At 66.9% G+C, this 24088-nt stretch carries 19 protein-coding genes; 12 read left to right on the top strand and 7 right to left on the bottom strand.

The annotated features are described in order from the left end of the window. Nucleotides 1–16: 16 nt before the first annotated feature. Both GXN78_RS12545 and GXN78_RS12540 read left to right on the top strand, forming a co-directional pair. Nucleotides 17–385 carry a hypothetical protein gene (locus GXN78_RS12545; RefSeq protein ID WP_106559613.1) on the top strand — a complete coding sequence of 123 codons (369 nt, stop codon included), beginning with the start codon at nt 17–19 and terminating at the stop codon, nt 383–385. After that, nucleotides 385–981 carry an AAA family ATPase gene (locus tag GXN78_RS12540; protein ID WP_106559614.1) on the top strand — a complete coding sequence of 199 codons (597 nt, stop codon included), beginning with the start codon at nt 385–387 and terminating at the stop codon, nt 979–981. The genes GXN78_RS12545 and GXN78_RS12540 overlap by 1 nt, the downstream gene beginning before the upstream one ends. A 13-nt stretch (nt 982–994) precedes the next feature. On the opposite strand, the gene GXN78_RS12535 is transcribed toward GXN78_RS12540, so the two are convergent. Then, entirely contained in the window at nt 995–2380 is a 1386-nt protein-coding gene (locus GXN78_RS12535) for an aminopeptidase P N-terminal domain-containing protein (RefSeq protein ID WP_106559615.1), read from the bottom strand. Between the two features lie 173 nt (nt 2381–2553). On the opposite strand from GXN78_RS12535, the gene GXN78_RS12530 reads away from it, so the two are divergent. Continuing rightward, nucleotides 2554–4506, top strand: a complete 1953-nt coding sequence (locus GXN78_RS12530; protein WP_164255326.1) for a hypothetical protein — start codon at nt 2554–2556, stop codon at nt 4504–4506. 1130 nt (nt 4507–5636) lie between these two features. Next, complete coding sequence (locus GXN78_RS12525) at nt 5637–7415, top strand: hypothetical protein (protein ID WP_146163246.1); 1779 nt, start codon at nt 5637–5639, stop codon at nt 7413–7415. Between the two features lie 517 nt (nt 7416–7932). On the opposite strand, the gene GXN78_RS40815 is transcribed toward GXN78_RS12525, so the two are convergent. Continuing rightward, nucleotides 7933–8358, bottom strand: a complete 426-nt coding sequence (locus GXN78_RS40815) for a hypothetical protein (RefSeq protein WP_204162219.1) — start codon at nt 8356–8358, stop codon at nt 7933–7935. An 84-nt stretch (nt 8359–8442) separates the two neighbouring features. On the opposite strand from GXN78_RS40815, the gene GXN78_RS40810 reads away from it, so the two are divergent. Further along, on the top strand, nt 8443–10464 hold the full coding sequence (locus tag GXN78_RS40810; protein ID WP_204162218.1) for a hypothetical protein: 2022 nt from the start codon (nt 8443–8445) through the stop codon (nt 10462–10464). Nucleotides 10465–10475: 11 nt separating this feature from the next. Here the strand turns inward: GXN78_RS40810 and GXN78_RS12505 are convergent, their stop codons facing one another. After that, nucleotides 10476–11201, bottom strand: coding sequence for a nucleotidyltransferase family protein (locus GXN78_RS12505; protein ID WP_106560982.1), 726 nt, complete (start codon nt 11199–11201; stop codon nt 10476–10478). Nucleotides 11202–11212: 11 nt separating this feature from the next. Then, entirely contained in the window at nt 11213–11608 is a 396-nt protein-coding gene (locus GXN78_RS12500) for an S-adenosylmethionine decarboxylase (protein WP_106560964.1), read from the bottom strand. A 108-nt stretch (nt 11609–11716) separates the two neighbouring features. Here GXN78_RS12500 and tkt point away from each other — a divergent pair, with 108 nt between their 5' ends. Both tkt and gap read left to right on the top strand, forming a co-directional pair. Next, complete coding sequence (gene tkt / locus GXN78_RS12495; RefSeq protein ID WP_106560965.1) at nt 11717–13759, top strand: transketolase; 2043 nt, start codon at nt 11717–11719, stop codon at nt 13757–13759. A gap of 41 nt (nt 13760–13800) precedes the next feature. Next, entirely contained in the window at nt 13801–14805 is a 1005-nt protein-coding gene (gene gap, locus GXN78_RS12490; RefSeq protein WP_106560966.1) for a type I glyceraldehyde-3-phosphate dehydrogenase, read from the top strand. A 68-nt stretch (nt 14806–14873) separates the two neighbouring features. Here the strand turns inward: gap and GXN78_RS12485 are convergent, their stop codons facing one another. Beyond that, nucleotides 14874–15974: a hypothetical protein gene (locus GXN78_RS12485; protein WP_146163205.1), complete on the bottom strand. Its 1101-nt coding sequence runs from the start codon at nt 15972–15974 to the stop codon at nt 14874–14876. Here GXN78_RS12485 and GXN78_RS12480 point away from each other — a divergent pair. From GXN78_RS12480 to GXN78_RS41180, 5 genes are all read left to right on the top strand, one after another. Further along, complete coding sequence (locus GXN78_RS12480) at nt 15973–16575, top strand: restriction endonuclease subunit S (RefSeq protein WP_106560969.1); 603 nt, start codon at nt 15973–15975, stop codon at nt 16573–16575. The genes GXN78_RS12485 and GXN78_RS12480 overlap by 2 nt on opposite strands. 25 nt (nt 16576–16600) lie before the next feature. After that, entirely contained in the window at nt 16601–18112 is a 1512-nt protein-coding gene (locus GXN78_RS12475; RefSeq protein ID WP_106560970.1) for a type I restriction-modification system subunit M, read from the top strand. 124 nt (nt 18113–18236) lie between these two features. Continuing rightward, nucleotides 18237–21542, top strand: a complete 3306-nt coding sequence (locus GXN78_RS12470) for an HsdR family type I site-specific deoxyribonuclease (protein WP_106560971.1) — start codon at nt 18237–18239, stop codon at nt 21540–21542. Beyond that, a complete protein-coding gene (locus tag GXN78_RS41185) occupies nt 21539–22099 on the top strand; it encodes a YgjP-like metallopeptidase domain-containing protein (protein ID WP_239142686.1) in 561 nt (186 codons plus the stop codon). The genes GXN78_RS12470 and GXN78_RS41185 overlap by 4 nt, the downstream gene beginning before the upstream one ends. After that, the gene (locus tag GXN78_RS41180; RefSeq protein ID WP_239142685.1) at nt 22036–22281 is read left to right on the top strand and encodes a M48 family metallopeptidase; all 246 of its coding nucleotides are present in this window, start codon (nt 22036–22038) and stop codon (nt 22279–22281) included. The genes GXN78_RS41185 and GXN78_RS41180 overlap by 64 nt, the downstream gene beginning before the upstream one ends. On the opposite strand, the gene GXN78_RS12460 is transcribed toward GXN78_RS41180, so the two are convergent. Both GXN78_RS12460 and GXN78_RS12455 read right to left on the bottom strand, forming a co-directional pair. Further along, a complete protein-coding gene (locus GXN78_RS12460; RefSeq protein ID WP_106560972.1) occupies nt 22235–23032 on the bottom strand; it encodes an alpha/beta hydrolase in 798 nt (265 codons plus the stop codon). The genes GXN78_RS41180 and GXN78_RS12460 overlap by 47 nt on opposite strands. After that, nucleotides 23032–24051 (bottom strand): M14 family zinc carboxypeptidase, encoded by a 1020-nt coding sequence (locus GXN78_RS12455; RefSeq protein ID WP_106560973.1) that lies wholly within the window; start codon nt 24049–24051, stop codon nt 23032–23034. The genes GXN78_RS12460 and GXN78_RS12455 overlap by 1 nt, the downstream gene beginning before the upstream one ends. Nucleotides 24052–24088 lie beyond the last annotated feature (37 nt).

Raw genomic sequence — 24088 nt, 5'->3', positions numbered from 1 at the left:
ATCAGGAGTGAAACCCATGTCCTCGGCCACCCCCTTCGCTTCCGTCAAGCTCCCTGCCGCGCTGGTCGACAAGGCGCGCGATGCGGCCCAGCCCATGCGCCGCTCGGTGGCCAGCCAGATCGAATACTGGGCCACCCTCGGCCGCGCGCTCGAGCAAGCCGGCCTCTCCACGCAGGACAGCCAGGCGCTGATCGCGCGCGAGGAAGGTGCGCGTTACGTCGTTGCTGGCCAGGCTCAACCGGCCCTGTCGCCCGAACTCGACGCCCTGCACGGCCACGTGCTGGCCCTGGCCCAGTCCGGCGCACTGGCCGAGCGGGCCAAGGCGGCGGTGGGCGAGAACCGCGCCAAGGCGCAGCCCCGTCCGCGCAGCCGCCGCGCGGCCTGATGCCGGTCCTGCACCTGATTGCCGGCCCGAATGGCGCCGGCAAGTCGACGCTGTACCGCTACCTGATCCAGCCGCGCTACCCGCAGCTGCCCTTCATCAACGCCGACCTGTACGAGCGCGAGCAGCTCGGTCATATGCGGCATGCGGTGCGGCGCTCGGAGACCGCCCGGGCCTGGGCCGATGCGCAGCGCCAGGCACATCTGGAGGCCGGGCGCTCCTTCGTGAGCGAGACCGTCTTCTCGCATCCCTCCAAGCTCGAGCTCCTTGCCGAGGCGCGGGCCCTCGGCTTCGAGGTGGCGCTCTACATCGTGTGCGTCGACGAGCCGCGCCGCCTGCTTGAACGCGTGCAACAGCGTGTACACGAAGGCGGCCACGACGTGCCGGCCAGCAAGATCCTGGCGCGCTATCCGCGCACCCTCGAGAACCTGCGGCTGGCCGTTCGCGCGGTGCCGCTCGCGATGTTGTTCGACGGGGCGGACGTCGAGGCCGGCGGCCCGCACCTGCTGGCTTCGGTGGTCGCCGGCCGCGTCCAGCCTCATGGGCTTTGGCTGCCCGCGTGGGCGCGAAAGGTGCTTGGCCCGGACGAGGCCGCCTAGAAATCCGGGCGGTTCAGGGCCGCATCAGCGCCTCGATCTCGTCCGGCTTGACCGGCACCCCGCGCGAGATCAGCTCGCAGCCCGTTTCGGTGACGATCGCGTCGTCTTCGATGCGGATGCCGATGTTGTGGAACTGCTCCGGCACGCCCTCCCCCGGCCGCACGTAGATGCCCGGCTCGATGGTCAGCACCATGCCCGGCTTCAGGATGCGGCTGGGGCGGTTCTTGATCAGCTCGTTCGACAGCGGGTCCCGGCGCTCGCTCACCTCGCCGGCCTGCGCGGGCTCCACATAGCTGCCGCAGTCGTGCACGTCCATGCCCAGCCAGTGGCCGGTGCGGTGCATGTAGTAGGCGAAGTAGGCGCGCTTCTCGATCACGTCGTCCACGCCGCCCACCTTGTCGGCATCCAGCAGGCCCAGGTCGAGCATGCCCTGTGACAGCACCTTCACCGTGGCCTCGTGTGGATCGTTGAAGCGAGCGCCCGCTCGCGTTGCAGCCGCCGCTGCGTCTTGACTGGCCAGAACCAGCTCGTAAAGCGCGCGCTGCGGGCCGGTGAACGTGCCATTGGCCGGGAAGGTGCGGGTGATGTCGCTGGCGTAGCCGTCCAGTTCGCAGCCGGCGTCGATGAGCACCAGTTCGCCCGAGCGCACCGGCGCCACGTCGGCGCGGTAGTGCAGCACGCAGGCGTTGGCGCCGGCGGCCACGATCGAGTTGTAGGCCGGGTACTGCGAGCCCCCGAGGCGGAATTCGTGCAGCAGCTCGGCATCGAGGTGGTACTCGCGCACGTCCCGGCCTTCGCGCAGCATGCGCGCCGACAGCTGCATCGCGCGGACATGGCCGCGGGCGCTGATCTGCGCGGCACGGCGCATCGTGTCCTGCTCGCCTGCATCCTTGACCAGCCGCATCTCGTCCAGCGGGCCGCAGAGGTCGCGTTGCTCCTCGGGGCACAGCGCGCCGTAGCGCACCCGGGCGCGCACCGCCGACAACCAGCCGTCGACGCGGGACTCCAACCCCTTGTGCGTCGCGAAGGGATACCAGACCGTCTTCTTGTTCTCCAGCAGCTTCGGCATGCGGGTATCGAGCTCCTCGATCGAGAAAGCCTCTTCGACCGCCAGCGTCGCCGGTGCCGCTTCCGGGCCCAGGCGCAAGCCGTCCCAGATCTCGCGCTCGCGGTCCTTGGGGGCGCAGAACAGGGTGGCATGTCCCTCGCTTGTGAGCACCAGCCAGGCGTTGGGCTCGGTAAAGCCCGTCAGGTAATAGAAGTAGCTGTCGTGGCGGAAGAGGAAGTCGCTGTCCCGATTGCGCGGACGCTCCGGCGCGGTCGGGATGATGGCGACCGCGTCAGGTCCCAAGTAAGAAGAAAGTTCCTTGCGGCGGCGGGTCGGATGATTTGCGCTCATAACGTCACTATGCAATACCTTTGTAACTACTCCCCAGGAGAGTAGGAACACATCACGAAAACATTTGCAAGAAGGGTTGCCCTGTAGGAGGTCGCCCACGTACAAATGACCATCTTGTCAAATTGGAGGTGTTTTTGTTTAATTTTTCATATAAAGGCGCGCTTCTGGCGACCGTGGTCGCAAGCGCACTCATCGCAGGTTGTGGAGGAGGTGGTGGCGGTGGTGGTGGCGGATTCGCCGCCCTCGGCGCCACGGCGACGGGTACGGGTACCGCCACCGGTACCAGCACCACGCCGGTCACTCAGTCTTCGGCTACCACGCCCGTTCCGAACGAAGTAATCGACAGTTCCGGCGCGATCGCTGCGGATGCCTACAAGGCGACCGCTGCTGCGTTCGCCAAGGACGCCGGCATCGCGTACCGCTACGGCAACCCGGCCGCGGTCGACAACACCGGCATCCAGACGCTGTTCCAACGCGCAGATCAGTCGATGTCCGCTTACCACGCCGGCACCTGGCAGGTCGGTGGACCGCTGCTGGCCGACGCCGGCCTCTACTCGACCAACCAGGCACATATCGGCTTCGTGCCGGACAACATTTCGGTGCGCATGGGCGTGGGTGACCTGCAGATCTCGGCAGTCGACCACAACACCTTCGCGCAGGCGCCGCAGCTGCCCTGGCAGGAAGCGGCCGCATGGGACGGCAGCGCCGGGCGAACCAACTACAACGTCAGCACCTACAAGACCGCCGGTCTCACGAACGGCGAGCCGGTGGCAGTGGCGCGCTGCGGCGGTCGCACGGGTTTCTGCGCGGAGTCGGTGGTGGCCTTCCAGAACGGCCTGATCGGCACCGCCGGTACGAACACCGCCAACAACAGGAGCTCGGTGAAGCTGCCCGCCAACAAGGTGCCCACGGGCATCGCCATGACGAACAACAGCGAATACGCGCTGGTGACGGTGTGGGACACGACGGCGCTCAAGGGCCAGGTGGCGGTGATCTCGCTGGCGGGGCTGTGCAACAACTGCAATCCCTACGACTCGGCCAAGAACGGCAGCTACGACGCCTGGTACGACTGGTGGCATGAGTGGATGGGCGTGTACCCGGGTCTGCCGAACATGGGCAACATCGCCTTCATGAAGGTGCTGGGCTACGTCGACCTGCCGGGCATGAACGCACCGACGGAAATCGCAGTCACCACCGGCTTCGACCAGTTCGGAACCTCGCTGCCCGAGAAGAACGGCGAATTCATGGGCCAGACCTACTCGCCCCTGACCGACGCAGCCAAGCGCGCCAGTTTTAGCGGTTCCGGCTCCAATGCCAACCGCTATGCCAAGGCCGGCGTGGCAGTCGTCATCTCCAAGTCGGAGAAGAAGGCTGCCTTCATCGACCTGAAGCCGCTGTTCAGCTACGTCAATGGCGTGTACTTCGGTACCGGCCCGACGGAGTTCACGAACCTGGGTCAGGCCGACAACCAGTGGCCCTACACCTTCGCGAACAAGCCGCAGCAGACGCCGACGGTCATCTCGACCGTGGCGCTGGATGACCGTCCGACGGCAGTGCGCACCACCCTTTTTGGCAGTGTGCACCGCGCCTGGATCGCCACCGAGAGCGGCTCGCTGCGCATCTACGGCCTGGGCAATGTGCCCACCGGGACGGTGGCTGCCGACGTGGCCGAGAAGGGTCGCGTTGCGATCGGCAAGAACCCGACCTCGCTGGCGATCTCGAAGATCGATCCGGAAAACACGTCGATCGAGCCGCTGAACCAGCAGGTGCTGGTGGCCTCGCGGGGTGAACGCAAGATCCAGTGGGTGAGGTTCGCCTCCGACGGCAACAGCGGCAGCGTGGTCCGCAACCTGCAGGACTCGCGGATCGTCGATCCGATCGCGGTGGAAGACGCCGACAACTTCGCCAGCAACAACATGGTGCTGAGTGTTGCCGACTACGCCGGCAAAAAGGTGTCGAACTACCGCTATGGTTCCGTCATCTTCGCGAATCGCGGTGGCTCGTGGTCGTGCCAGCCGCCGGGCGGCTGCCCGGTTCAGCCCACCAACGGGGTCAACATCGAGTTCGGCGGCAGCTTTGCGATGGAGGGCAAGCCCTTCCAGATTCGAACTGCCAACGTGCCGTGATCAGCTGAGAACTAGCGTCAATTGATGCACAAAGGCCCGCCTCGTGCGGGCCTTTTACTTGGCGGGTCCGGTCGGGCCATCCGTCAGGCCCCGACTTTTTTCGCATACGACAACGCGCCGAAGTGCGCCTCCTCAATGTGGAGGATTTGCGTTGAAAGCGTTAGCAATCACAACGTTAGTAACACCGCTCTAGGGAGCCGCATTACACATAGGAAAAGAAGTGCAAGAGCGGTTGCCCGCAGAGCCGTTGACCCGTACAAACCCGAACTTAACCAATTTAGGAGGGATTTGCTTGAAAGTCATCGACAAAAGCGCGCTTCTGCTTTTTGTTGCAGCTGGCGCGCTCGCAGGATGCGGGGGCGGGGGCAGCAGCTCAGGCGGGTTCGCCGCAGCGCAAGGCTCGGACGCGTTACCTGCGACCGCTTCTTCAACCACCGCCGCACCTGCGGCCGAATCCACGGCGACCAAGGAAGCCGCACCGATCAGTAAGCTCGATTCCAGCTGGACCAAGGTCGCGGACGAGGATCGGACCTTTACGCTGGCCGCCGCGACGGTCGTGAAATACGGGGCGAACGACACGTACGCCACCAAGACGCTGTCGGGCTCGCAGTCCTGCAGCAACGGAAACTTCGGCGACCCGCTGCCCTTCGTGGCGAAGGCGTGCTACGTCCAGACTGGGACCGCGCCCGCGCCCGCACCCGCACCGGCACCGGCACCTGCCCCGGCACCAGCCCCCTGCCCCCCGCACCTGCACCTGCACCCGCCGTTGGCCAGCGCTTGGCCGCCGAGGGGCGTCCTTCACGGTAACCCGCTGCGACGCGCGTCCAGTACGGCGTCACCGGCAAAGTGGGTCGAAAAGACGGTGACCGGCACCGTCAACTGTTCCAACACAACCTTCGGCACCGACCCTGCGCCCTTCGTTGTGAAGGCCTGCTATTCGCTCGGTGCGGCATCACCGGCACCTGCCCCCCGCACCGGCTCCCGCGCCCGCCCGGCACCTGCGCCGGCCCCTGCACCGGCTCCTGCGCCCGCTCCGGCCCCGGCCCCGGCCCCGGCACCCGCCCCCGCCCCCCCCCGCCCCCGCCCCCGCCCTGTCTCCCGGCGACGTCGTCGACAGCGCCGGAAACCTGGTGGCTGACGCATACCGCGCCATGGCACCCCTGCTCTCCAAGGTGGAAGGCATCCGCTATCGCTACGGCGACGCCCCGACGGTGAACAACAGCGGCATTCCCACGCTGTACAAGCGCGCCGACCAGACCATGAGCTACCACGCCGGTACCTGGCAGGTCGGCGGCCCGGTCACGGGCGACGCGGGCCTGTACTCGACCAACCAGGCCCATGTCGGCTTCGTCGCCGACAACCCGACCCTGCGCATGGGCGTGGGCGATCTACAGGTCTCTGCGATCGACCACAACACCTACTCGCAGGCGCCGCAACTGCCCTGGCAGGAAGCGGCGGCGTGGGACGGCAGTGCCGGACGCACCAACTTCAACGTCAGCACCTACAAGACGGCCGGTCTCACGAACGGCGATCCGGTGGCGGTGGCGCGCTGCGGTGGCCGCACGGGCTTCTGCGCGACCTCCATCGTGGCCTTCAACAATGGCCTGATCGGCACGGCCGGGAGCAACACGGCGAACAACCGAGGCTCGGTGAAGCTGCCTGCCAACAAGGTACCGACCGGCGTTGCCGTTACCAACACCAGCGAATACGCGCTGGTGACGGTGTGGGACACGACGGCGCTGAAGGGCCAGGTGGCGGTGATCTCGCTGGCGGGGCTGTGCAACAACTGCGACCCGTACAACTCGAATGGTGGGACGCCGACCGGCATCCGCAACGGGACGTACGACCGCTGGTACGACTGGTGGCATGAGTGGATGGGCGTGTACCCGGGTCTGCCGAACATGGGCAACATCGCCTTCATGAAGGTGCTGGGCTACATCGACATTCCGGGCATGAACGCCCCGACGGAAATCGCGGTCACCACCGGCTTCGACCAGTTCAGGACGGCGTTGCCCGAGAAGCAAGGCGAGTTCATGGGTCAGACCTACTCGCCGCTGACCGATTCGAGCAAGCGCGCCAGCTTCAGCGGCTCCGGCTCCAACGCCAACCGTTACGCCAAGGCCGGCGTGGCGGTCGTCATCTCCAAGTCGGAGAAGAAGGCCGCCTTCATCGACCTGAAGCCGCTGTTCAGCTACGTCAACAGCGTCTACTTCGGTACCGGTCCGACGGAGTTCACGAACCTGGGTCAATCCGACAGCCAGTGGCCGTACACCTTCGCGTACAAGCCGCAGCAGACACCGACGGTGATCTCGACGGTGGCGCTGGACAGCAGGCCGACCGCGGTTCGCACGACCCTGTTCGGCAACGTGCACCGCGCCTGGATCGCCACCGAAGAAGGTTCGCTGCGCATCTACGGCCTGGGTAACGTGCCCACCGGCACCACGGCAACGGACGTCGTCGAGAAGGGCCGTGTCGCCGTCGGCAAGAACCCGACCTCGCTGGCCATCTCGAAGATCGATCCGGAGAACAAGAGCATCGAGCCGCTGAACCAGCAGGTGCTGGTGGCCTCGCGCGGCGATCGCAAGATCCAGTGGGTGCGCTTCGCCTCCGACGGCAACAGCGGCAGCGTGGTTCGCACCCTGCAGGACTCGCGCATGGTCGACCCGATCGCGGTGGAAGACGCCGACAACTTCGCCAGCGACAACATGACGCTGAGCGTTGCGGACTACACCGGCAAGGCGGTGTCGAACTACCGCTACGGTTCGGTGATCTTCGCGGGTGGCGGGGCCTGCCCGGCGTCTTCGGGCGGCTGCCCGGTGCAGGGAACCGGCGGCATGAACATGGAGTTCGGCGGCAGCTTCACGATGGAGGGCCGGCCCTTCATGCTGAGGACAGCCAACGTGCCTTGATCGCCTGATTCGATCCAAGCTTTGCGGCCCGCCTTGTGCGGGCCGCTTTTTTTTTGGCTGTCGCTTCCCTCAAACAGTTGCTGCCCGCAACGAATTCTTCAGTATGCCTTTTTGGAAAGTTCAAGTAACCAATTGAAACTTCAGTAACGTGAGCGCCCCAATAAGGATCGAAAAGAAACGGAATGCAAGTAACGTAGAAAGACGTATCGCCTGCTTCTGCATCTCCACCTCGATCCTTTCTGGAGCAATTGGATGAAAGTCACGGACAAAAGCGCGCTTCTGCTCTTTGTTGCTGCGGGTGCGCTGGCGGGTTGCGGAGGTGGAGGCGGGGGCTCGGGGGCTTCCCCGTCTCGCTGGCGGATGGTGCGGCGTCGACAGCCACCCTGTCCCGACCCCGACGGCCACCGACTCGGCCGACGCAAAGGGAAACTGAAGCCTCAGGCAAGCCCGCTCGATTCGAGCTGGACCAAGGTCGCTGACGAGAATCAAAGATTTGTGCTGGCTTCCGCGATGGTCGTCAAGTACGGGGCAAAGTCGACCTGGAGGTCCAAGACACTTTCGGGGTCCGTCGACTGCAGCAACGCGACCTTCGGCGACCCGCTGCCCTATGTTGCGAAAGCCTGCTACATCCAGGGCCAGACGCCCGCGCCCGCGCCCGCGCCGGCTCCGGCCCCTGCTCCCGCCCCAGCACCGGCCCCAGCCCCCCAGCCCCAGCACCGGCCCCAGCCCAGCCCCAGCCCAGCACCGGCACCGGCACCAGCCCCAGCACCGGCACCGGCACCAGCCCCAGCACCGGCACCGGCACCGGCACCGGCACCAGCCCCAGCACCAGCCCCCAGCACCAGCCCCAGCACCAGCCCCAGCCCCAGCACCAGCCCCAGCACCAGCCCCAGCACCAGCCCAGCACCAGCCCCAGCACCAGCCCCAGCACCAGCCCCAGCACCAGTCGCGGGAACGCTGCTCGCCAAGGAGGGTGCTTCGTTCACTGTCGCCGTCGCGACCTTGGTTAATACGGCTCCGGCACGTCGTGGATCCAAAGACGGTCACTGGCGGTGCCGCCTGCAACAATGAATTCTTCGGCGGCGATCCCCTGCCCTTTGTCGTGAAGGCCTGCTATTCACTCGGCGCCGCCAGCGTGCCTGCAGCGGCACCGGCCCCGCGCCCGCCCCGCGCCCGCGCTCGCCCCCGCCCCGCGCCCGCCCCCGCCCCGCGCCCGCCCCGCCCCGCACCCGCACCCGCACCCGCACCGATCACCGGCGACGTGATCGACAGCGCCGGCCGTGTCGTTGCCGACGCCTACCGCGCCCTGGCGCCCAGGCTCGCCAAGGCGGACGGCATCGCCTACCGTTACGGCGACGCCCCGACCGTGAACAACAGCGGCATTCCCACGCTGTACAAGCGCGCTGACCAGACCATGAGCTACCACGCCGGTACCTGGCAGGTGGGTGGCCCCCTCCTCGCCGACGCCGGCCTCTACTCGACCAACCAGGCTCATGTCGGCTTCGTCGCCGACAACACGGCCGTGCGCATGGGCGTGGGCGACTTGCAGATCTCGGCGGTCGACCACAACACCTTTGCGCAGGCGCCGCAGCTGCCGTGGCAGGAGGCGGCGGCCTGGGACGGCAGCGCCGGGCGCACCAACTACAACGTCAGCACCTACAAGACCGCCGGTCTCACAAACGGCGATCCGGTGGCAGTGGCACGTTGCGGTGGCCGTACCGGCTTCTGCGCCACCTCGCTGGTGGCCTTCAACAATGGCCTGATCGGCACTGCCGGCAGCAACACCGCGAACAACCGGACCTCTGTCAAGTTGCCCGAGAACAAAGTGCCGACCGGCATGGCCATCACCAACAACAGCGAATACGCGCTGGTGACGGTGTGGGATACGACGGCGCTGAAGGGCCAGGTGGCGGTGATCTCGTTGGCCGGCCTGTGCAACAACTGCAACCCCTACAACTCGGCCAAGAACGGCAGCTACGACGCCTGGTACGACTGGTGGCACGAGTGGATGGCGGTCTACCCCGGGCTGCCGAACATGGGCAACACAGCCTTTATGAAGGTCCTGGGCTACATCGACTTGCCGGGCATGAACGCGCCAACGGAGATCGCGGTCACTACCGGCTTCGATCAGTTCCAGACCGCACTGCCGGAAAAATATGGGGAGTTCATGGGCCAGACCTATACGCCCCTGACCGACCCGGCCAAGCGAGCGACCTTTAGCGGTTCCGGCTCCAACGCCAACCGCTATGCCAAGGCCGGCGTGGCGGTCGTCATCTCCAAGTCGGAGAAGAAGGCCGCCTTCATCGACCTGAAGCCGCTGTTCAGCTACGTCAACGGCGTCTACTTCGGTACCGGCCCGACGGAGTTCACCAACCTGGGCCAGGCCGACAACCAGTGGCCCTACACCTTTGCCTACAAGCCGCAGCAGGCCCCGGCGGTGATCACGACCGTGGCGCTGGACGACCGGCCGACGGCAGTACGCACTACCCTGTTCGGCCCCGTCCATCGTGCGTGGATCGCCACCGAGAGCGGCTCGCTTCGCATCTACGGGCTGGGCAACGTGCCGGCCGGCACCACCGCGACGGACGTCTTCGAGAAGGGCCGTGTCGCCGTCGGCAAGAACCCAACCTCGCTGGCCATCTCGAAGATCGACCCGGAAAACAGGGACATCGAGCCGTTGAACCAGCAGGTGCTCGTGGCCTCGCGCGGCGATCGCAAGATCCAGTGGGTGCGCTTCGCCTCCAACGGCGACAGCGGCAGCGTGGTCCGCACCCTGCAGGATTCACGCATCGTGGACCCGATCGCGGTGGAAGACGCCGACAACTTCGCCAGCGACAACATGGTGCTGAGCATCGCGGACTACACGGGCAAGGCGGTGTCGAACTACCGCTACGGCGCCGTCGTCTTCGCCGACCGCGGCGGCTCCTGGTCCTGCCAGCCGCCCACCGGGTGCCCCGTCCAGGCCACGGGCGGCATGAACATCGAGTTCGGCGGCAGCTATGCGATGGAGGGCAAGCCCTTCCACATCCGCACGGCCAACGTACCCTGACCGGCCGCGAACTAGGCGATAGCCGGTCCGCCCTGTGCGGGTCGTCTTCTTGCGTTCAGCGCCGCGAGCCGCTCCGGCGTCCCGACATCGGTCCAGGCGCCCTGGTAGAGCTCGGCGCTGATCCGGCCTTCGGCCATCGCCGCACGCAACAGCGGCGCCAGCGGCGCCTTGACGCCGCCGGGGTTGCCCGCCGGAATGCGGCAGTACGGCGGTGCGAACAACGCCGCGCGGTACAGGCCGATGGTCGAGAAGGTGTGCATCAGCGGCGCGTCGTTCAGCGCCAGCCCGTCGGGCGAAATCCCGAAGTCGCCGCGCAGGTTGTGCGGCGGGTTCGGCACCAGCCACAGGTGCGCGAGCCCCTTGCCGGCGGCGAAACGGTCCACCGCGGCCTGGGTGAAGGCGAAATCCGGCGCGAACACGTCGCCCGCCAGCACCCAGAAGATTTCGCCGAGCAGCGGCAACGCGCGCACGATGCCGCCTGCAGTCTCCAGCGCGCCGCCGAAGTCGCGGCCTTCGTGGGAATAGGCAATCTCGCAAGCAGCGTGCCGGTGCCCGAAGCGCGAGACGATCAGCTCGCCCAGCCAGTCGGTGTTGACGACCAGACGCCGGAAGCCGCCTCCCGTCAGCGCCTCCATCGGCCACTGCATCAGCGGCTTGCCTTGCACATCGAGCAGGGGCTTGGGCATCGCGTCGGTCAGCGGCCGCATGCGTTCGCCCCGACCGGCGGCGAGGATCATGGCCCGGATGCTCATGAAGTAACCGCCTCCGCCGCGATGGCCCCGCGCTGCAGCGCGTGCCGTTCGGCGCGGCCCGGCACGAACAGCGCCTCCAGCGCCCCCATCAGCGCCCTCGCCTTGGCCGAGTGGTCGGCGCCGAAATTGCAGACGTAGACATCCAGCGTCGCCCCGCGCTGCTCCGGCCAGGTGTGGACGCACAGATGCGACTCGGCGAGCAGCACCGTGGCCGTCACGCCGCCCGGTCCCTGCGGGCTGGCCGGAAAAGCGTGGAACAGCGTGCCCACCGCCTGCAGGCCGGCGGCCTCGACCGCCTTCACGCAGGCGGCTCCCAGCATTGGCGCATCGACCAGCCAGCGCGTCTCGCAACGGCAATCGTGGAGGTCGGCGGTCAGGTGCAGCCCATGCATGGCCGGCACTCTATCAGCCCTCTGCCGCGCCTCCGGACAGGCGCCATGCCCCGCCCGTTAAAATCCCGGGTTCTCCCCAACCAGCTCCCCCAAGAAAGCCCCGACCACATGGCCAACCAAGCCTTGATGGCCAACGCGATTCGCGCGTTGGCCATGGATGCCGTTCAACTCGCGAACTCGGGGCATCCGGGCGCACCGATGGGTATGGCCGACATGGCGGTCGCCCTGTGGGGCGAGCATCTCCGGCACAACCCCGGCAACCCGCAGTGGTTCGACCGCGACCGTTTCGTGCTCTCGAACGGCCACGCCTCGATGCTCATCTACGCCGTGCTGCACCTCACGGGCTACGCACTGCCGGTGGAGGAGCTCAAGCGCTTCCGCCAGCTGCACAGCAAGACGGCCGGCCACCCCGAGACCGGCATCACGCCCGGGGTGGAAACCACCACCGGTCCGCTGGGCCAGGGCATCACCAACGCAGTCGGCTTCGCGCTGGCCGAAAAGCTGCTGGCCTCCGAGTTCAATCGCCCCGAGCACAGCATCGTCGACCACCGCACCTACGCCTTCCTCGGCGACGGCTGCCTGATGGAAGGCATCAGCCACGAGGCCGCCGCACTGGCCGGCGCCTGGAAGCTGGGAAAACTGGTCGCGCTCTACGACGACAACGGCATCTCCATCGACGGCCCGGTCAAGCCCTGGTTCATCGACAACACGGCGGAGCGCTTCAAGGCCTACGGCTGGAGCGTGATCGGCCCGATCGACGGCCACGATGTGAAAGAGGTGTCGGACGCCATCCAGCGGGCCCGGCAGCAGGACGAGCGCCCCACCCTCATCATCTGCAAGACGCAGATCGGCAAGGGCAGCCCCAACCGCGCCAACACCGCCAAGGCCCACGGCGAGCCGCTGGGTGCCGACGAAATCGGCCTCACCCGTACCGCGTTGCAATGGCAGCACGAACCCTTCGAGCTGCCGCAGGCGGTGTACGACGAATGGGACGCCAATGCCACCGGTGCGCAGCGCGAAGCCGCATGGAACGACAAGTTCGCCGCCTATGCGAAGCAGTTCCCCGACCTCGCGGCCGAGTTCACCCGCCGCATGAAGGGCGAGCTGCCGAAGAACTTCCACCAGACCGCTTTCGATGCCGTCGTCACGGCCCACACCAAGGCGGAGACCGTGGCCTCGCGCAAGGCCTCGCAGTTGGCGCTCGAAGCCTTCACCGCCGCGCTGCCCGAGCTGCTGGGCGGCAGCGCCGACCTGACCGGCTCCAACCTCACCAACACCAAGAGCACGCCGGCCCTGCGCTTCGACGCCACGGGCGCCGTGGTGCGCACCGAGGGCAACGAGCAGATCCCCGACGGCCTGCCGGGCCGCCATATCAACTACGGCGTGCGCGAGTTCGGCATGGCCGCCATCATGAACGGCGTGGCGCTGCACGGCGGCTTCATCCCTTACGGCGGCACCTTCCTGACTTTCAGCGACTACAGCCGCAACGCCATCCGCATGGCAGCGCTGATGAAGCAGCGCGTGGTCCATGTCTTCACGCACGATTCCATCGGCCTCGGCGAAGACGGCCCCACGCACCAGTCCATCGAGCACGCGGCCTCGCTGCGCCTCATCCCCAATCTCGACGTCTGGCGCCCTGCTGACACAGCCGAGACCGCGGTGGCCTGGGCCGTCGCGCTCCAGAACGCCACGCGCCCGACCGCGCTGCTGCTGTCGCGCCAGAACCTGCCCTACGCGCCCAAGAAAGACCTGAGCGACATCAGCAAGGGCGCCTACGTGCTGACCGAGCCCGATGGCCTCAAGAAGAAGCTGCAGGCCGTCATCATCGCCACCGGCTCCGAAGTGCAGCTCGCGCTCAAGGCCCAGGAGTTGCTGGCCGCGAGGAAGATCGCCGTGCGCGTGGTCTCCATGCCCTCCACCACCACCTTCGACCGCCAGGACGTGGCCTACAAGAAGAGCGTGCTGCCCCAGGGAACGCCGCGCATCGCGGTCGAGATGGGCGCCACCGACGGCTGGTGGAAGTACGGTGTCGCTGCCGTCGTCGGCATCGACACTTACGGCGAGTCGGCACCCGCCGGCGTATTGTTCAAGCATTTCGGCTTCACGGCCGAGAACGTCGCTGCCACGGTCGAGGCGGCGCTCGCGCGCTGATCCGGCCGCACCCAGTTTTCAACCTTCCAGGAGCAAACCACATGGCTATCAAACTCGGCATCAACGGCTTCGGTCGCATCGGTCGCAACGTGCTGCGCGCGGCGGTGCAGAACTTCAAGAACGACATCGAGATCGTCGCGATCAACGACCTGCTCGAGCCCGAGTACCTGGCCTACATGCTCCAGTACGACTCGGTGCACGGCCGCTTCCAGGGCGAGGTCACCGTCGAAGGCAACACCCTGATCGTCAACGGCAAGAAGATCCGCCTGACGCAGGAGCGCGACCCCGCCAGCCTCAAGTGGGACGAAGTGGGTGCCGACGTGGTGCTCGAATCCACCGGCCTCTTCCTTACCAAGGAAACCTGCCAGAAGCACCTCGACGCCGGCGCCAAGAAGGTGATCATGTCGGCACCCAGCAAGGACGACACCCCCATGTTCGTCTACGGCGTGAACGACAAGAAATACGCCAACGAGGCCATCATCAGCAACGCCAGCTGCACCACCAACTGCCTGGCGCCGCTCGCCAAGGTGCTCAACGACAAGTGGGGCATCAAGCGCGGCCTGATGACCACCGTGCACGCCGCCACGGCCACCCAGAAGACCGTGGACGGCCCGAGCAACAAGGACTGGCGCGGCGGCCGCGGCATCCTCGAGAACATCATCCCCTCCAGCACCGGCGCGGCCAAGGCGGTGGGCGTGGTCATCCCCGAGCTCAACAAGAAGCTCACCGGCATGAGCTTCCGCGTGCCGACCTCCGACGTGTCGGTGGTCGACCTCACGGTAGAGCTGGTGAAGGACGCCACGTACAAGGAGATCTGCGCCGAGATGAAGGCACAGAGCGAAGGCGCGCTCAAGGGCGTGCTCGGCTACACCGAAGACAAGGTGGTGGCCACCGACTTCCGCGGCGACCCGCGCACCTCCATCTTCGACGCCGAGGCCGGCATCGCGCTCGACGGCACCTTCATCAAGCTGGTGAGCTGGTACGACAACGAGTGGGGCTACTCCAACAAGTGCCTGGAGATGGTGCGGGTGGTGGCGGCCAAGTAGGTCGCTTCTTCTCCTTTTGCGATTGAAACGCGCCCTCGGGCGCGTTTTGTCATTTTGATGGCCGGTGCTCACGCACCTGCCCCCACCGGCCCGGCCGGAAGCCAGTGGCGCTGGGGCATCTCGTGGGCATGGTGCAGTTGCGGCCCCTGGGTCTGGAAGCTCAGGACGCCTCGGCGCATCAGCGCGTCGGCCACGATCGTGTAGCCCATGGGCGCTGCATCGCGAGCCGCAGACATGAAGGCCGTCTTCGTGTAGTGCCGTTGATCGCGCGGCAGGCGCTCGCCCATCAGGCGGTCCAGCACGCGGCTCGAGAGATGGTCGGGATTTCCGTCATTCGGCACCTGCATCAGCCGTAGATTCGAGGGCAGGCCCAAGCCCAGGTATTCGGCGAAGGTACAGGCGTCGCTCAGCGCACGCACGCCTGCATTGCTCGTCAGCAGCACGCCGCGCCCTTCGAACTCGCCGTACAGCACCACGCTCGACTCGTCCTCCGCCGACGTGGCCGGATCGCGGGGAAGCGTCTCGACGTCCCAGCGGCTCCCCACCGCTGCACTCGCCAGCCGGATCCATCGCGCCGCGTCGGCCAGCGTCAGCCCGGTCGCCGGCGGCAATGCCGCTTCGAAGGCCGGGAGCAAACCCTCGACGTACCAGCTACGGCTTGGCGACAGCACTGTGAAGGGCCCGATGACCGTGCCCGCGAACGGCTCGTGCACCGGGATCTCTCGCGCCAGCGCGAGCTCCTCCAGCTGTCGAGCAACCGTGGTGGCTTCGGACAAGCGATCGGTGTGCGCCCACGGCCGATGCATCCACACCTCGCCGATGCTGAGCTGGTCCAGAACCACCTCGAGGCCTCCGGCATGCTTTCGGCGGGGATGCGGGATCACGACGTGGTCTGCGTGCGACGTGAGGCAATGCTCCCGGACATGCTTCACGAGCTGCTCGGCTGCGGCCGGCGTGCCACCGTCGTAGACCAGCAAGCGGTAGTTACCGGGGGCGCCCCAACGCACAACGATTGCGGCGCCGCCATCGGCCCCGGGGAAAAGATCGACTTCATAACCCAATGAAAAACTCCCTTCAAATGCATCATTCAAGCTGATGCAAATACTTCTGTGAAAAAACACAGTGTGAAGGAGAAAACGCACTGTTGCAAGTAGTAATATCTGCATCATGTCAATTCATGCAAAACAAACGGCTCTGGGCGCACAGGTGGGTATTCGGGCCGGCTATCCCTTCCGCGGCGCCATCGAAGAAATCCGCAGCGGCCCCGTCCAGGCCGTGCAGATGAAAGACCTGGACCCGATCCACGGCATCGATTGGCGTGGCGTCATCCGGACCCAACTCACCGGCCGACGCGAGCCCGACTGGCTCGCCCCTGAAGACTTGCTCTTCGTTGCCCGCGGCACGCGCTTCCATGCCAGCTGCGTGGGCGAGCTTCCCGGCCCGGCCGTGTGCGGGCCGCACCTCTTCCATCTGCGGGTCAGGCCCGGGCGCGAGCTGCTGCCCGTCTTCCTCGCCTGGCAGATCAACCAGGCGCCCTTCCAGCGGGCCCTGCGTCGCGCGGCCGAAGGCTCCAGCCAGCTGAGCGTGCGCCGGCCTGTGCTTGAATCGCTCCCGATCGGCCTTCCGCCCCTGGCCGATCAGGAGCGCATCGTGGCGCTGGCCCGCCTCGCGCAACGAGAAAGGCAGCTGCAAGACCTGCTCATTCGCAACCGCGAACGGCAGTTCGAATCGATCGCCGAAGCGCTCGCCAGCGCATCGGGCAAGGCATGAACCACCCCAGGGAAATCAAGAAAGCATGAACCAGACAGTCATCAGCCAAGACAGCATCAACGCCACCGTGTGGGCGGCCTGCGACACCTTTCGCGGCGTCGTCGACCCGAGCACCTACAAGGACTACGTGCTCCCGATGCTCTTTCTCAAGTACGTGTCCGACGCCTGGCAGGACCACTACGACGCCTACCGGGCGCAGTACGGCGACACCGCGCAGGATCTCATCGTGGAGCTCCTCAAGACCGAGCGCTTCGTCCTGCCGCCCAGCGCCAGCTTCTACGCCCTGCATGCGGCCCGCTTCGAGCCCGGCAACGGCGAGCGCATCGACCGCGCCCTGCACGCCATCGAAGACGCCAACATCGGCAAGCTTCGCGACGTGTTCCAGAACGTCGGCTTCAACTCCAACAAGCTCGGCGACGAGCAGCAGAAGAACGACATCCTGCGGCACCTCCTCGAGGACTTCGCCAAGCCCGAGCTCAACCTGCGCCCCAGCCGCATCGGCGAGCTCGACCTGATCGGCAACGCCTACGAATACCTCATCAGCCACTTCGCGTCGTCGAGCGGAAAGACCGCCGGCGAGTTCTACACCCCGCCCGAAGTCTCCAGCCTCGTGGCGCGCCTGATGGACCCAAAGGAAGGCGACGAGATCTGCGACCCGGCCTGCGGCTCCGGCTCGCTGCTGCTCAAGTGCGGCCGCCTGATCCGCGACCGCACCGGCTCCAAGCGCTACGCGCTCTACGGGCAGGAGGCCATCGGCAACACCTGGACCCTGGCCAAGATGAACATGTTCATGCATGGCGAGGACAACCATCGCATCGAGTGGGGCGACACGCTGCGCAATCCCAAGCTGCTCGCGGACGATGGGAGCCTGCGCCATTTCGACGTGGTCGTCGCCAACCCGCCGTTCAGCCTGGAGAAGTGGGGCCACGAGGCCGCGGGGAGAGACAAGTTCGGCCGCTTCCGCCGCGGCATACCGCCGCGCACGAAGGGCGACTACGCCTTCATCCTTCACATGGTCGAGACCATGAAGCCCGCCGGCGGGCGCATGGCGGTCGTCGTGCCGCACGGCATTCTGTTTCGCGGCGCGGCCGAGGGGCGCATTCGGCAGAAGCTGGTGGAGGAAAACCTGCTCGATGCCGTGATCGGCCTGCCCGAGAAGCTCTTCTACGGCACGGGCATTCCGGCCGCAGTGCTCGTTTTCCGCAAGGACAAGGCGAACGACAAGGTGCTCTTCATCGATGCGAGTCGCGATTTCGAGCCCGGCAAAAACCAGAATGTGCTGCGCGAGGCGGACCTGCAGCGTGTGCTGGACACCCATGCGGCGCGTGCGCCGGTCGAGAGGTATGCGTATCTCGCGACACCGGAGGAGATCGCCGAACACGACTTCAACCTCAACATTCCTCGCTACGTCAATACCTTCGCGGAAGACGAGCTGCTCGACATGGCGATGCTGCAGGACGAGCGCCATGAGCTCAGGAAGGAGCTTGATGGCATCGAGGAAGAAATAGCGGCGCACCTGATGGAGATGAGCATATGAGCGCGACGCCGAGCCCCGCCATACCCGGGGCAACCGTTGCAGCTCTTGCAACGGTTCATCCGAACCGAACTCGACAACAAAGAGCAGCAGTCATGCGGCGGCTGATCGCTGACGGACCTCCGCAATGATCATCACCCCCCCCACCCGCGAGCAATCCAGCGCCAAATTTTCCGCGCTGCGCATGCTCTTCACCCTCGGGTGGAACTATCTGAGCACCGCCGACTGCCTCACCCTGCGCGGCTCGACGCGCGAAGTCCTCCTCAAGCCGCGCCTCATCGAAGTCCTGCAGACCCGCCGCTTCGACTACAAGGGCGAGGCCTATCACCTCTCACCCAGCGCCATCGACCAGATCCTGCGCGAGCTGTCGACCGTCGGCCTCGGCGAAGGCCTGCTGACGGCCAACGAGCGCCTCTACGCCAAGCTCGCCTATGGCATCACGGTCACCGAATTCATGCCGGACGGCAGGCGGCACCAGCCGACGATTCATGTCATCGACTGGATGGACCCGAACGCCAACCGCTTCGACGTGACGGAAGCGCTGCACGTCGTCTCCACCCGCGGCACGCACGAATGCGCGCCGGACATCGTCGGCTATGTCAACGGCATCCCACTGGTCGTCATCGAGGCCAGGCAGCCCCACGGCCGGCACGGTGCAAACCCCGCCGAAGCGATGGTGCTCGAAGGCATCGGCCAGCAGCTGCTCAACCAGCGCGACGATGAGATCCCGCACCTGTTCGTCTACGCGCAATTGCTCTTGTCCATCAGCGAGGCCGACGCTCGCTACGGCACCACGACCACCCCGGAAAGATTCTGGGCGCACTGGGCACTGGAAGAAGAGTTCGACGATGCGCACGTCCTCGCCCTGAAGAACGCGCCTTTGCCCGCCGCCTCGCATGCGCTCTTCGAAAGCCGGCCCGCCACGGTGCGCGCGTACTTCGAGTCGAGCGGGTTCCTGTCGATGCCGCCCAACGACCAAGACCGCCTGATGGTCAGCCTGCTGACGCGAGAGCGGCTGCTCGAACTGATGCGCGGCTTCGTGGTGTTCGACAGCCGGATCGGAAAGATCGTGGCGCGCCACCAGCAGTTCTTCGCGGTGCGCGCGCTGTTGGCGTGCCTGTCCGGGCAGCGACCCGATGGCGCGCGCGAGGGCGGCGTGATCTGGCACACCACGGGCTCGGGCAAGAGCTTCACGATGGTGTTTCTCACCAAGGCGCTGCTGCTGCACTACGGCCTGAAGGAGTGCCGGCTCGTGGTGATCACCGACAGGCGCGATCTCGAACAGCAGCTCGCACGCAACTTCATGGCGGGCGGCGCCTTCGGGTCCTCCATCGCCACGCACAAGGAGGGCGAGCACAGCAAGGCCGCGAGCGGGCGCGACCTGGCTCGGCGCATCGGCCAGGGCACGAAGCGCATCACCTTCGCGCTGGTGCAGAAGTTCAATACGGCCTCCAGGCTTGCGGAGTGCCGCAACGATTCGCCCAACGTCGTGGTGCTGGTGGACGAAGGCCATCGCAGCCATGGCGGGGAGACGCACGAGCGCATGAAGAAGGCGCTGCCTCGCGCGGCCTATGTGGCCTTCACCGGGACGCCGCTGTTGAAGGACGAGAAGACAGCGCAGAAGTTCGGCCCGATCATCCACGCGTACACCATGCAGCGCGCGGTCGAGGACCATGCCGTCGCGCCGCTGCTCTACGAAGAGCGCGTGCCCGAGCTGTCCATCGACACCGAGGCCGTCGACCGCTGGTTCGACGGGATCACGACGGGCCTCGCCGAGGCGCAGCGCGCCGACTTGAAGAAGAAATACGCGAGGAGCGTCGCGATCCACGGCGCAGCCAAGCGCATCGAGCTGATCGCCTGGGACATTGCCACGCACTTCCATCAGAACTTCAAGAAGATCGGGTCGAGCCTGAAGGGCCAGGTCGCCACGGCCAGCAAGGCCGATGCGATCCGCTACAAGAAGGCACTCGACGCAACGGGCCTGGTCACGAGCATGGTCGTGATCTCCCCGCCGGAGATGCGCGAAGGCGACGCCGGGATCGACGAAGGCGGCATGCCCGAGGTGCAGAAGTGGTGGCAGCAGAACATGCTGCACCAGGGCGTCGACACGTCGCACCACGAAAGGCAGGTGCTGCAGGACTTCGGGACCGACGGCGACCCCGACCTGCTGATCGTGGTCGATCGCCTTCTCACCGGTTTCGACGAGCCGCGCAACGCGGTGCTCTACATCGACAAGCCGCTGAAGGGCCACAACCTGATCCAGGCCGTCGCCCGGGTGAATCGCCTGCACGATGCCAAGCGTTACGGCCTGCTGGTGGACTATCGCGGCATCCTCAAGGAACTCGACACGGCGATCCGTGCCTACCAGGACCTCGAAGCCCGCACGCAAGGCGGCTTCGACATTGGCGATCTCGAAGGGCTCTACGCGCAGCTCAGTACAGAGTACAGGCAACTGTCGATGCGCCACGAGGCGGTCTGGTCCTTCTTCAAGGGCGTTGCCAACCGCAAGGATCCCGAGCAGCTGCGCCAAGCCTTGAGCCCTCGTGTTGCGAGCGACGGCGAGGGCCGCGAGTACGACCGGCGGCAGAAGCTCCGAGACGACTTCTATGCTGCGCTGACCGCCTTCGGCCTCTGTCTGCAGACCGCGCTGTCGTCGCGCGGCTTCTTCGAGGACCAGAGCTTTTCGGAAGCGTCGATCGAGCAGTACAAGGCAGATCTCAGAACCTTGATCCAGGTGCGGCAAACAGCGCGACGCGACGCCGGCGGGACGGTTGACTACAGCGAATACGACGAGCAGATCCGCAGGCTGGTCGACGATCAGGTCGTTGGTACGAATGTTCGCGAGGTCGACGGGGCCTACGTGGTGCACAAGCTGGTCGCCCCCGACGTTTCCGAGACCTGGTCGCAGGACAAGGCGCGCAACGAAGCGGACCTGATCAAGACCCGCCTGCGCAAGACCATCGAGCAGGACCTGGCCGACGATCCCTACGCGCAGAAGGTATTTTCCGAGATGCTGCAAGGTGCGATCGCGCAGGCGGAGGCCATGTTCGACCACCCGCGCCGGCAGTTCGCGCTGTTCAGGGAATTCGAGCGAGAGGTGGGCAAGCGCGCCACGCCCGGCATGCCGGAACTCCTGGCCCACAACGGGCGGGCCAGGGCGTACTACGGCGCGATCCTGATGGCGCTGAGCGATGGCGAGGCGGCGGCACTCGACGAGGCCCGGCGCAACGCGCACGTCCAGCACGCGCTTGCCATCAGCGCGGTGGTGCAGAACGCGGTGGCCGAGCATTCCCTGAGTGCGCAGAGCATCGAAGCCGCGATCCGCAAGGGCCTGCTGCAGCTGCTCTATGCGCCGCTCGGGCTCGACCAGGCGAACGATGTGATCGCTCGTGTGCTCCAGATGACCCGCATCGGCCTGGGGCAACGCGCTTGAGCGATGCGAGCCTTCGAAGCCTTCGCTACGGCGATGAGCTCATTGCCTTCAGCCTGCGTGTCCAGCCGGCGCGCACGGCGCAGCGCATCGCCATTCACGTCGAACCCGATGGGCGCGTGCGGGTCGATGTGCCGCAGGAGACATCCGACGCCGCGGTGCAGGCGGCCCTGCAGCGGCGCGCGCGCTGGATCAGCAGCCAGGTCGCAGCGGTTCGAGAGCGCCTTGCGCATGTGGTGCCCCGCGCTCATGTCAGCGGCGAGTCGCTGCTCTACCTCGGCCGGCGCTACGTGCTCAAGGTCGTCGTCGATGAAAGCCGGGACGGCCACGTGCGCCTGCGCGGCACTCGCATCGAAGTCGCGGTGGCCCAAGGCGACGCGGCCCGCGTGCGCACCTTGCTCGACGCCTGGTACCGCAAGCGCGCCGGCGAGGTGCTGGCCGCGCGCGCCTCGCCGCCCTTGCGCCCTTGCTGCGCTGGGTCGGCACGCCGCCGCCCATGCAGCTGCGCGTCATGCAGACGCAATGGGGCAGCTGCTCGCCGGCAGGCCGCCTCACGCTGAATCCGAATCTGGTGAAGGCGCCGCGCGAGTGCATCGACTACGTGCTCATCCACGAGTTGTGCCACCTCGGCGAGCACAACCACGGCCCGCGTTTCCACCGGCTGCTGGAGACGTTGATGCCGCAGTGGCGCAGCGTCAAGGCGCGCCTGGACGGCCTGGTGGAGCAGCTGATGCCCGCCTGAGGCTCTGCGCGGCCCAGCGCGCCACCTGCGCCGCAAGCCAGGCGCCGTCATCCAGCGGCAGGTCATGCCCGGCGCTGGGATGCTCCGCGATTTCCACGCTCCACTGCTGTGCCAGCCGCCGCGAGCAGCGCGGATTCACCAGCCCGTCGCAGCGACTCGCCAGCACCAGCAGCGGCACGGAAGGCGCCCGCGCCGGCGCACGGTAGCGCGCCGCCGCCAGCACCTGGCGCACCGCGTTTGCCGGCGACACCGGTCGCGCCTCGCGGATGGCCGTCCAGTCGTCGAGCACGGCCGTGCCGCCGTCGGGATGCCGGGTGGTGAGCCGCAGGATCGTCGCCTCGCGCTCGCGAGCGGCCTGCCGCCCGAAGGCCAGGCCCAGGAGCGCGCCGTAGTTGGTCGCGCGCAGGCGCTCGTGGAAGGGACTGAAGGGCCGCAAGCTGGTGTTGATCAGCACGCAGCCCGCGAGCTCGCGCGGGTGCTGCGCCGCCCAGTCCACCGCCACCATCGCGCCCAGCGACATCGCCAGCAGGTGGTAGGGCGGCGCGATGCCGAGCGTGCGAAGCTGTTCGCGGCAGGCTTGCGTCGTGGCCTCGATGCGCAGCGGGCTGCGCACGTCGTTCAGCCGCCCGTTGCCGGGCAGGTCGAGCGCCACGATCCGCGCAGTGGGAAAGCAGTCCTCCAGCAGGCCGACGAAGCGTCCCCAGTGCCCGCTCTCGCGCGTGAGGCCGCGCATCAGCACCCAGGTGTCCATCAGGGCCTCCCGTACCAGCGCGCCAGCGCTTGCTGCTCGTGATGCGCCCGTTGCGTGCCAGCGGGCAGCCAGCGTTCGTGGCTGCCCACGGCGCGGGTGATGAAGTCCAGCCACGCGATGTGCTGGCGCAGCACCCGCTGGTGCCGGTGCTCGATCACCGGATTGAAGATGCCGTGGCGCGAGAAGAGCTGGCGCGGGTTCTTCTTGACCCACAGCCACGATCCCATCTCCAGCGTCACCGGCAGGAACACGCTGCCCGGCCGGTGGTCGGCGCCCAGGTAGAGGTGGTCCCAGAGATCGCCGTGGGCCAGGTACTGCCGGCTCTGCGGCTCCAGCTTGTAGCGATGGTGCAGCAGGCTTTGGTCGAGGATCTCGCACAGCGCGTGCATCTCCGCCAGATGCCCGATCGGCCGCGCGGTGTGTGCATAGGGGAACCAGATGCGGTCGGTCAGGCCGAAGCCCGAATGGCAGTCCACCGCCACGCTGAGCGGCCGGCCCAGCAGCTCGGTCTCGACCAGCGTGCAGAGCGCGGCGCTCTCGCATTCCATCGGCTCGCCGGCGGTGCCGCGGTACCAGGGCAGGTTCGCGCTGATGCGCTGCCCGCCGATCAGGTAGGGCACGCGCTCCTTCGATTCGACCGGCGCGTTGCGCATCAGATCGACGCCGTTGGGATTGGCGCGCGTGCCCAGCCACGTACCGCCCGGGTTGACCAGCGGCATGAAGACCAGCCGCATCGTCTCCAGCTGGCGGTGCAGCGTCTCGTCCCAGGCGAGCCGCATCACCAGGCTGCGCAGGTAGGCGATCGCGACCTGCGCGCCGATGCGCTCCAGGCCGTGCACGCCGCCGAAGAAACCCACGGCCGGCGCATCCGGCCGCGTGCTGCCGAGCAGGAAGGCTTGGACCGGGAAGCGCCGCGCGCCAGCGGTCACTTCGCACAGGACGCGCGTTTCCAGGTGCGGGCCAGCCAGCTGGATCAACTGCGCCAGCTCCAGCAGTTCGGGCAGGTCCGAGGGATTCACGCGTGGTGGATGGGGGATCGGGTGCGCGGAGGATAGC

Origin of the sequence: Variovorax sp. WS11 (assembly GCF_010499245.1) — a bacterium.
Lineage (GTDB): Bacteria > Pseudomonadota > Gammaproteobacteria > Burkholderiales > Burkholderiaceae_C > Variovorax.
The sequence above is the reverse complement of the archived record's forward strand: the minus strand, read 5'-3'. Positions and strand labels throughout refer to the sequence as shown.

Bases quoted from the DNA above. Each gene is read 5' to 3' on its own strand.
- GXN78_RS12540 (WP_106559614.1), top strand. From the start codon at position 385: ATGCCGGTCCTGCACCTGATTGCCGGCCCGAATGGCGCCGGCAAGTCG.
- GXN78_RS12545 (WP_106559613.1), top strand. From the start codon at position 17: ATGTCCTCGGCCACCCCCTTCGCTTCCGTCAAGCTCCCTGCCGCGCTG.
- GXN78_RS41180 (WP_239142685.1), top strand. From the start codon at position 22,036: ATGCAGCTGCGCGTCATGCAGACGCAATGGGGCAGCTGCTCGCCGGCA.
- GXN78_RS12535 (WP_106559615.1), bottom strand. From the start codon at position 2,380: ATGAGCGCAAATCATCCGACCCGCCGCCGCAAGGAACTTTCTTCTTAC.
- GXN78_RS12480 (WP_106560969.1), top strand. From the start codon at position 15,973: ATGTCAATTCATGCAAAACAAACGGCTCTGGGCGCACAGGTGGGTATT.
- gap (WP_106560966.1), top strand. From the start codon at position 13,801: ATGGCTATCAAACTCGGCATCAACGGCTTCGGTCGCATCGGTCGCAAC.
- GXN78_RS12460 (WP_106560972.1), bottom strand. From the start codon at position 23,032: ATGGACACCTGGGTGCTGATGCGCGGCCTCACGCGCGAGAGCGGGCAC.
- GXN78_RS12475 (WP_106560970.1), top strand. From the start codon at position 16,601: ATGAACCAGACAGTCATCAGCCAAGACAGCATCAACGCCACCGTGTGG.
- GXN78_RS12470 (WP_106560971.1), top strand. From the start codon at position 18,237: ATGATCATCACCCCCCCCACCCGCGAGCAATCCAGCGCCAAATTTTCC.
- GXN78_RS12485 (WP_146163205.1), bottom strand. From the start codon at position 15,974: ATGATGCAGATATTACTACTTGCAACAGTGCGTTTTCTCCTTCACACT.
- GXN78_RS12500 (WP_106560964.1), bottom strand. From the start codon at position 11,608: ATGCATGGGCTGCACCTGACCGCCGACCTCCACGATTGCCGTTGCGAG.
- tkt (WP_106560965.1), top strand. From the start codon at position 11,717: ATGGCCAACCAAGCCTTGATGGCCAACGCGATTCGCGCGTTGGCCATG.
- GXN78_RS12505 (WP_106560982.1), bottom strand. From the start codon at position 11,201: ATGATCCTCGCCGCCGGTCGGGGCGAACGCATGCGGCCGCTGACCGAC.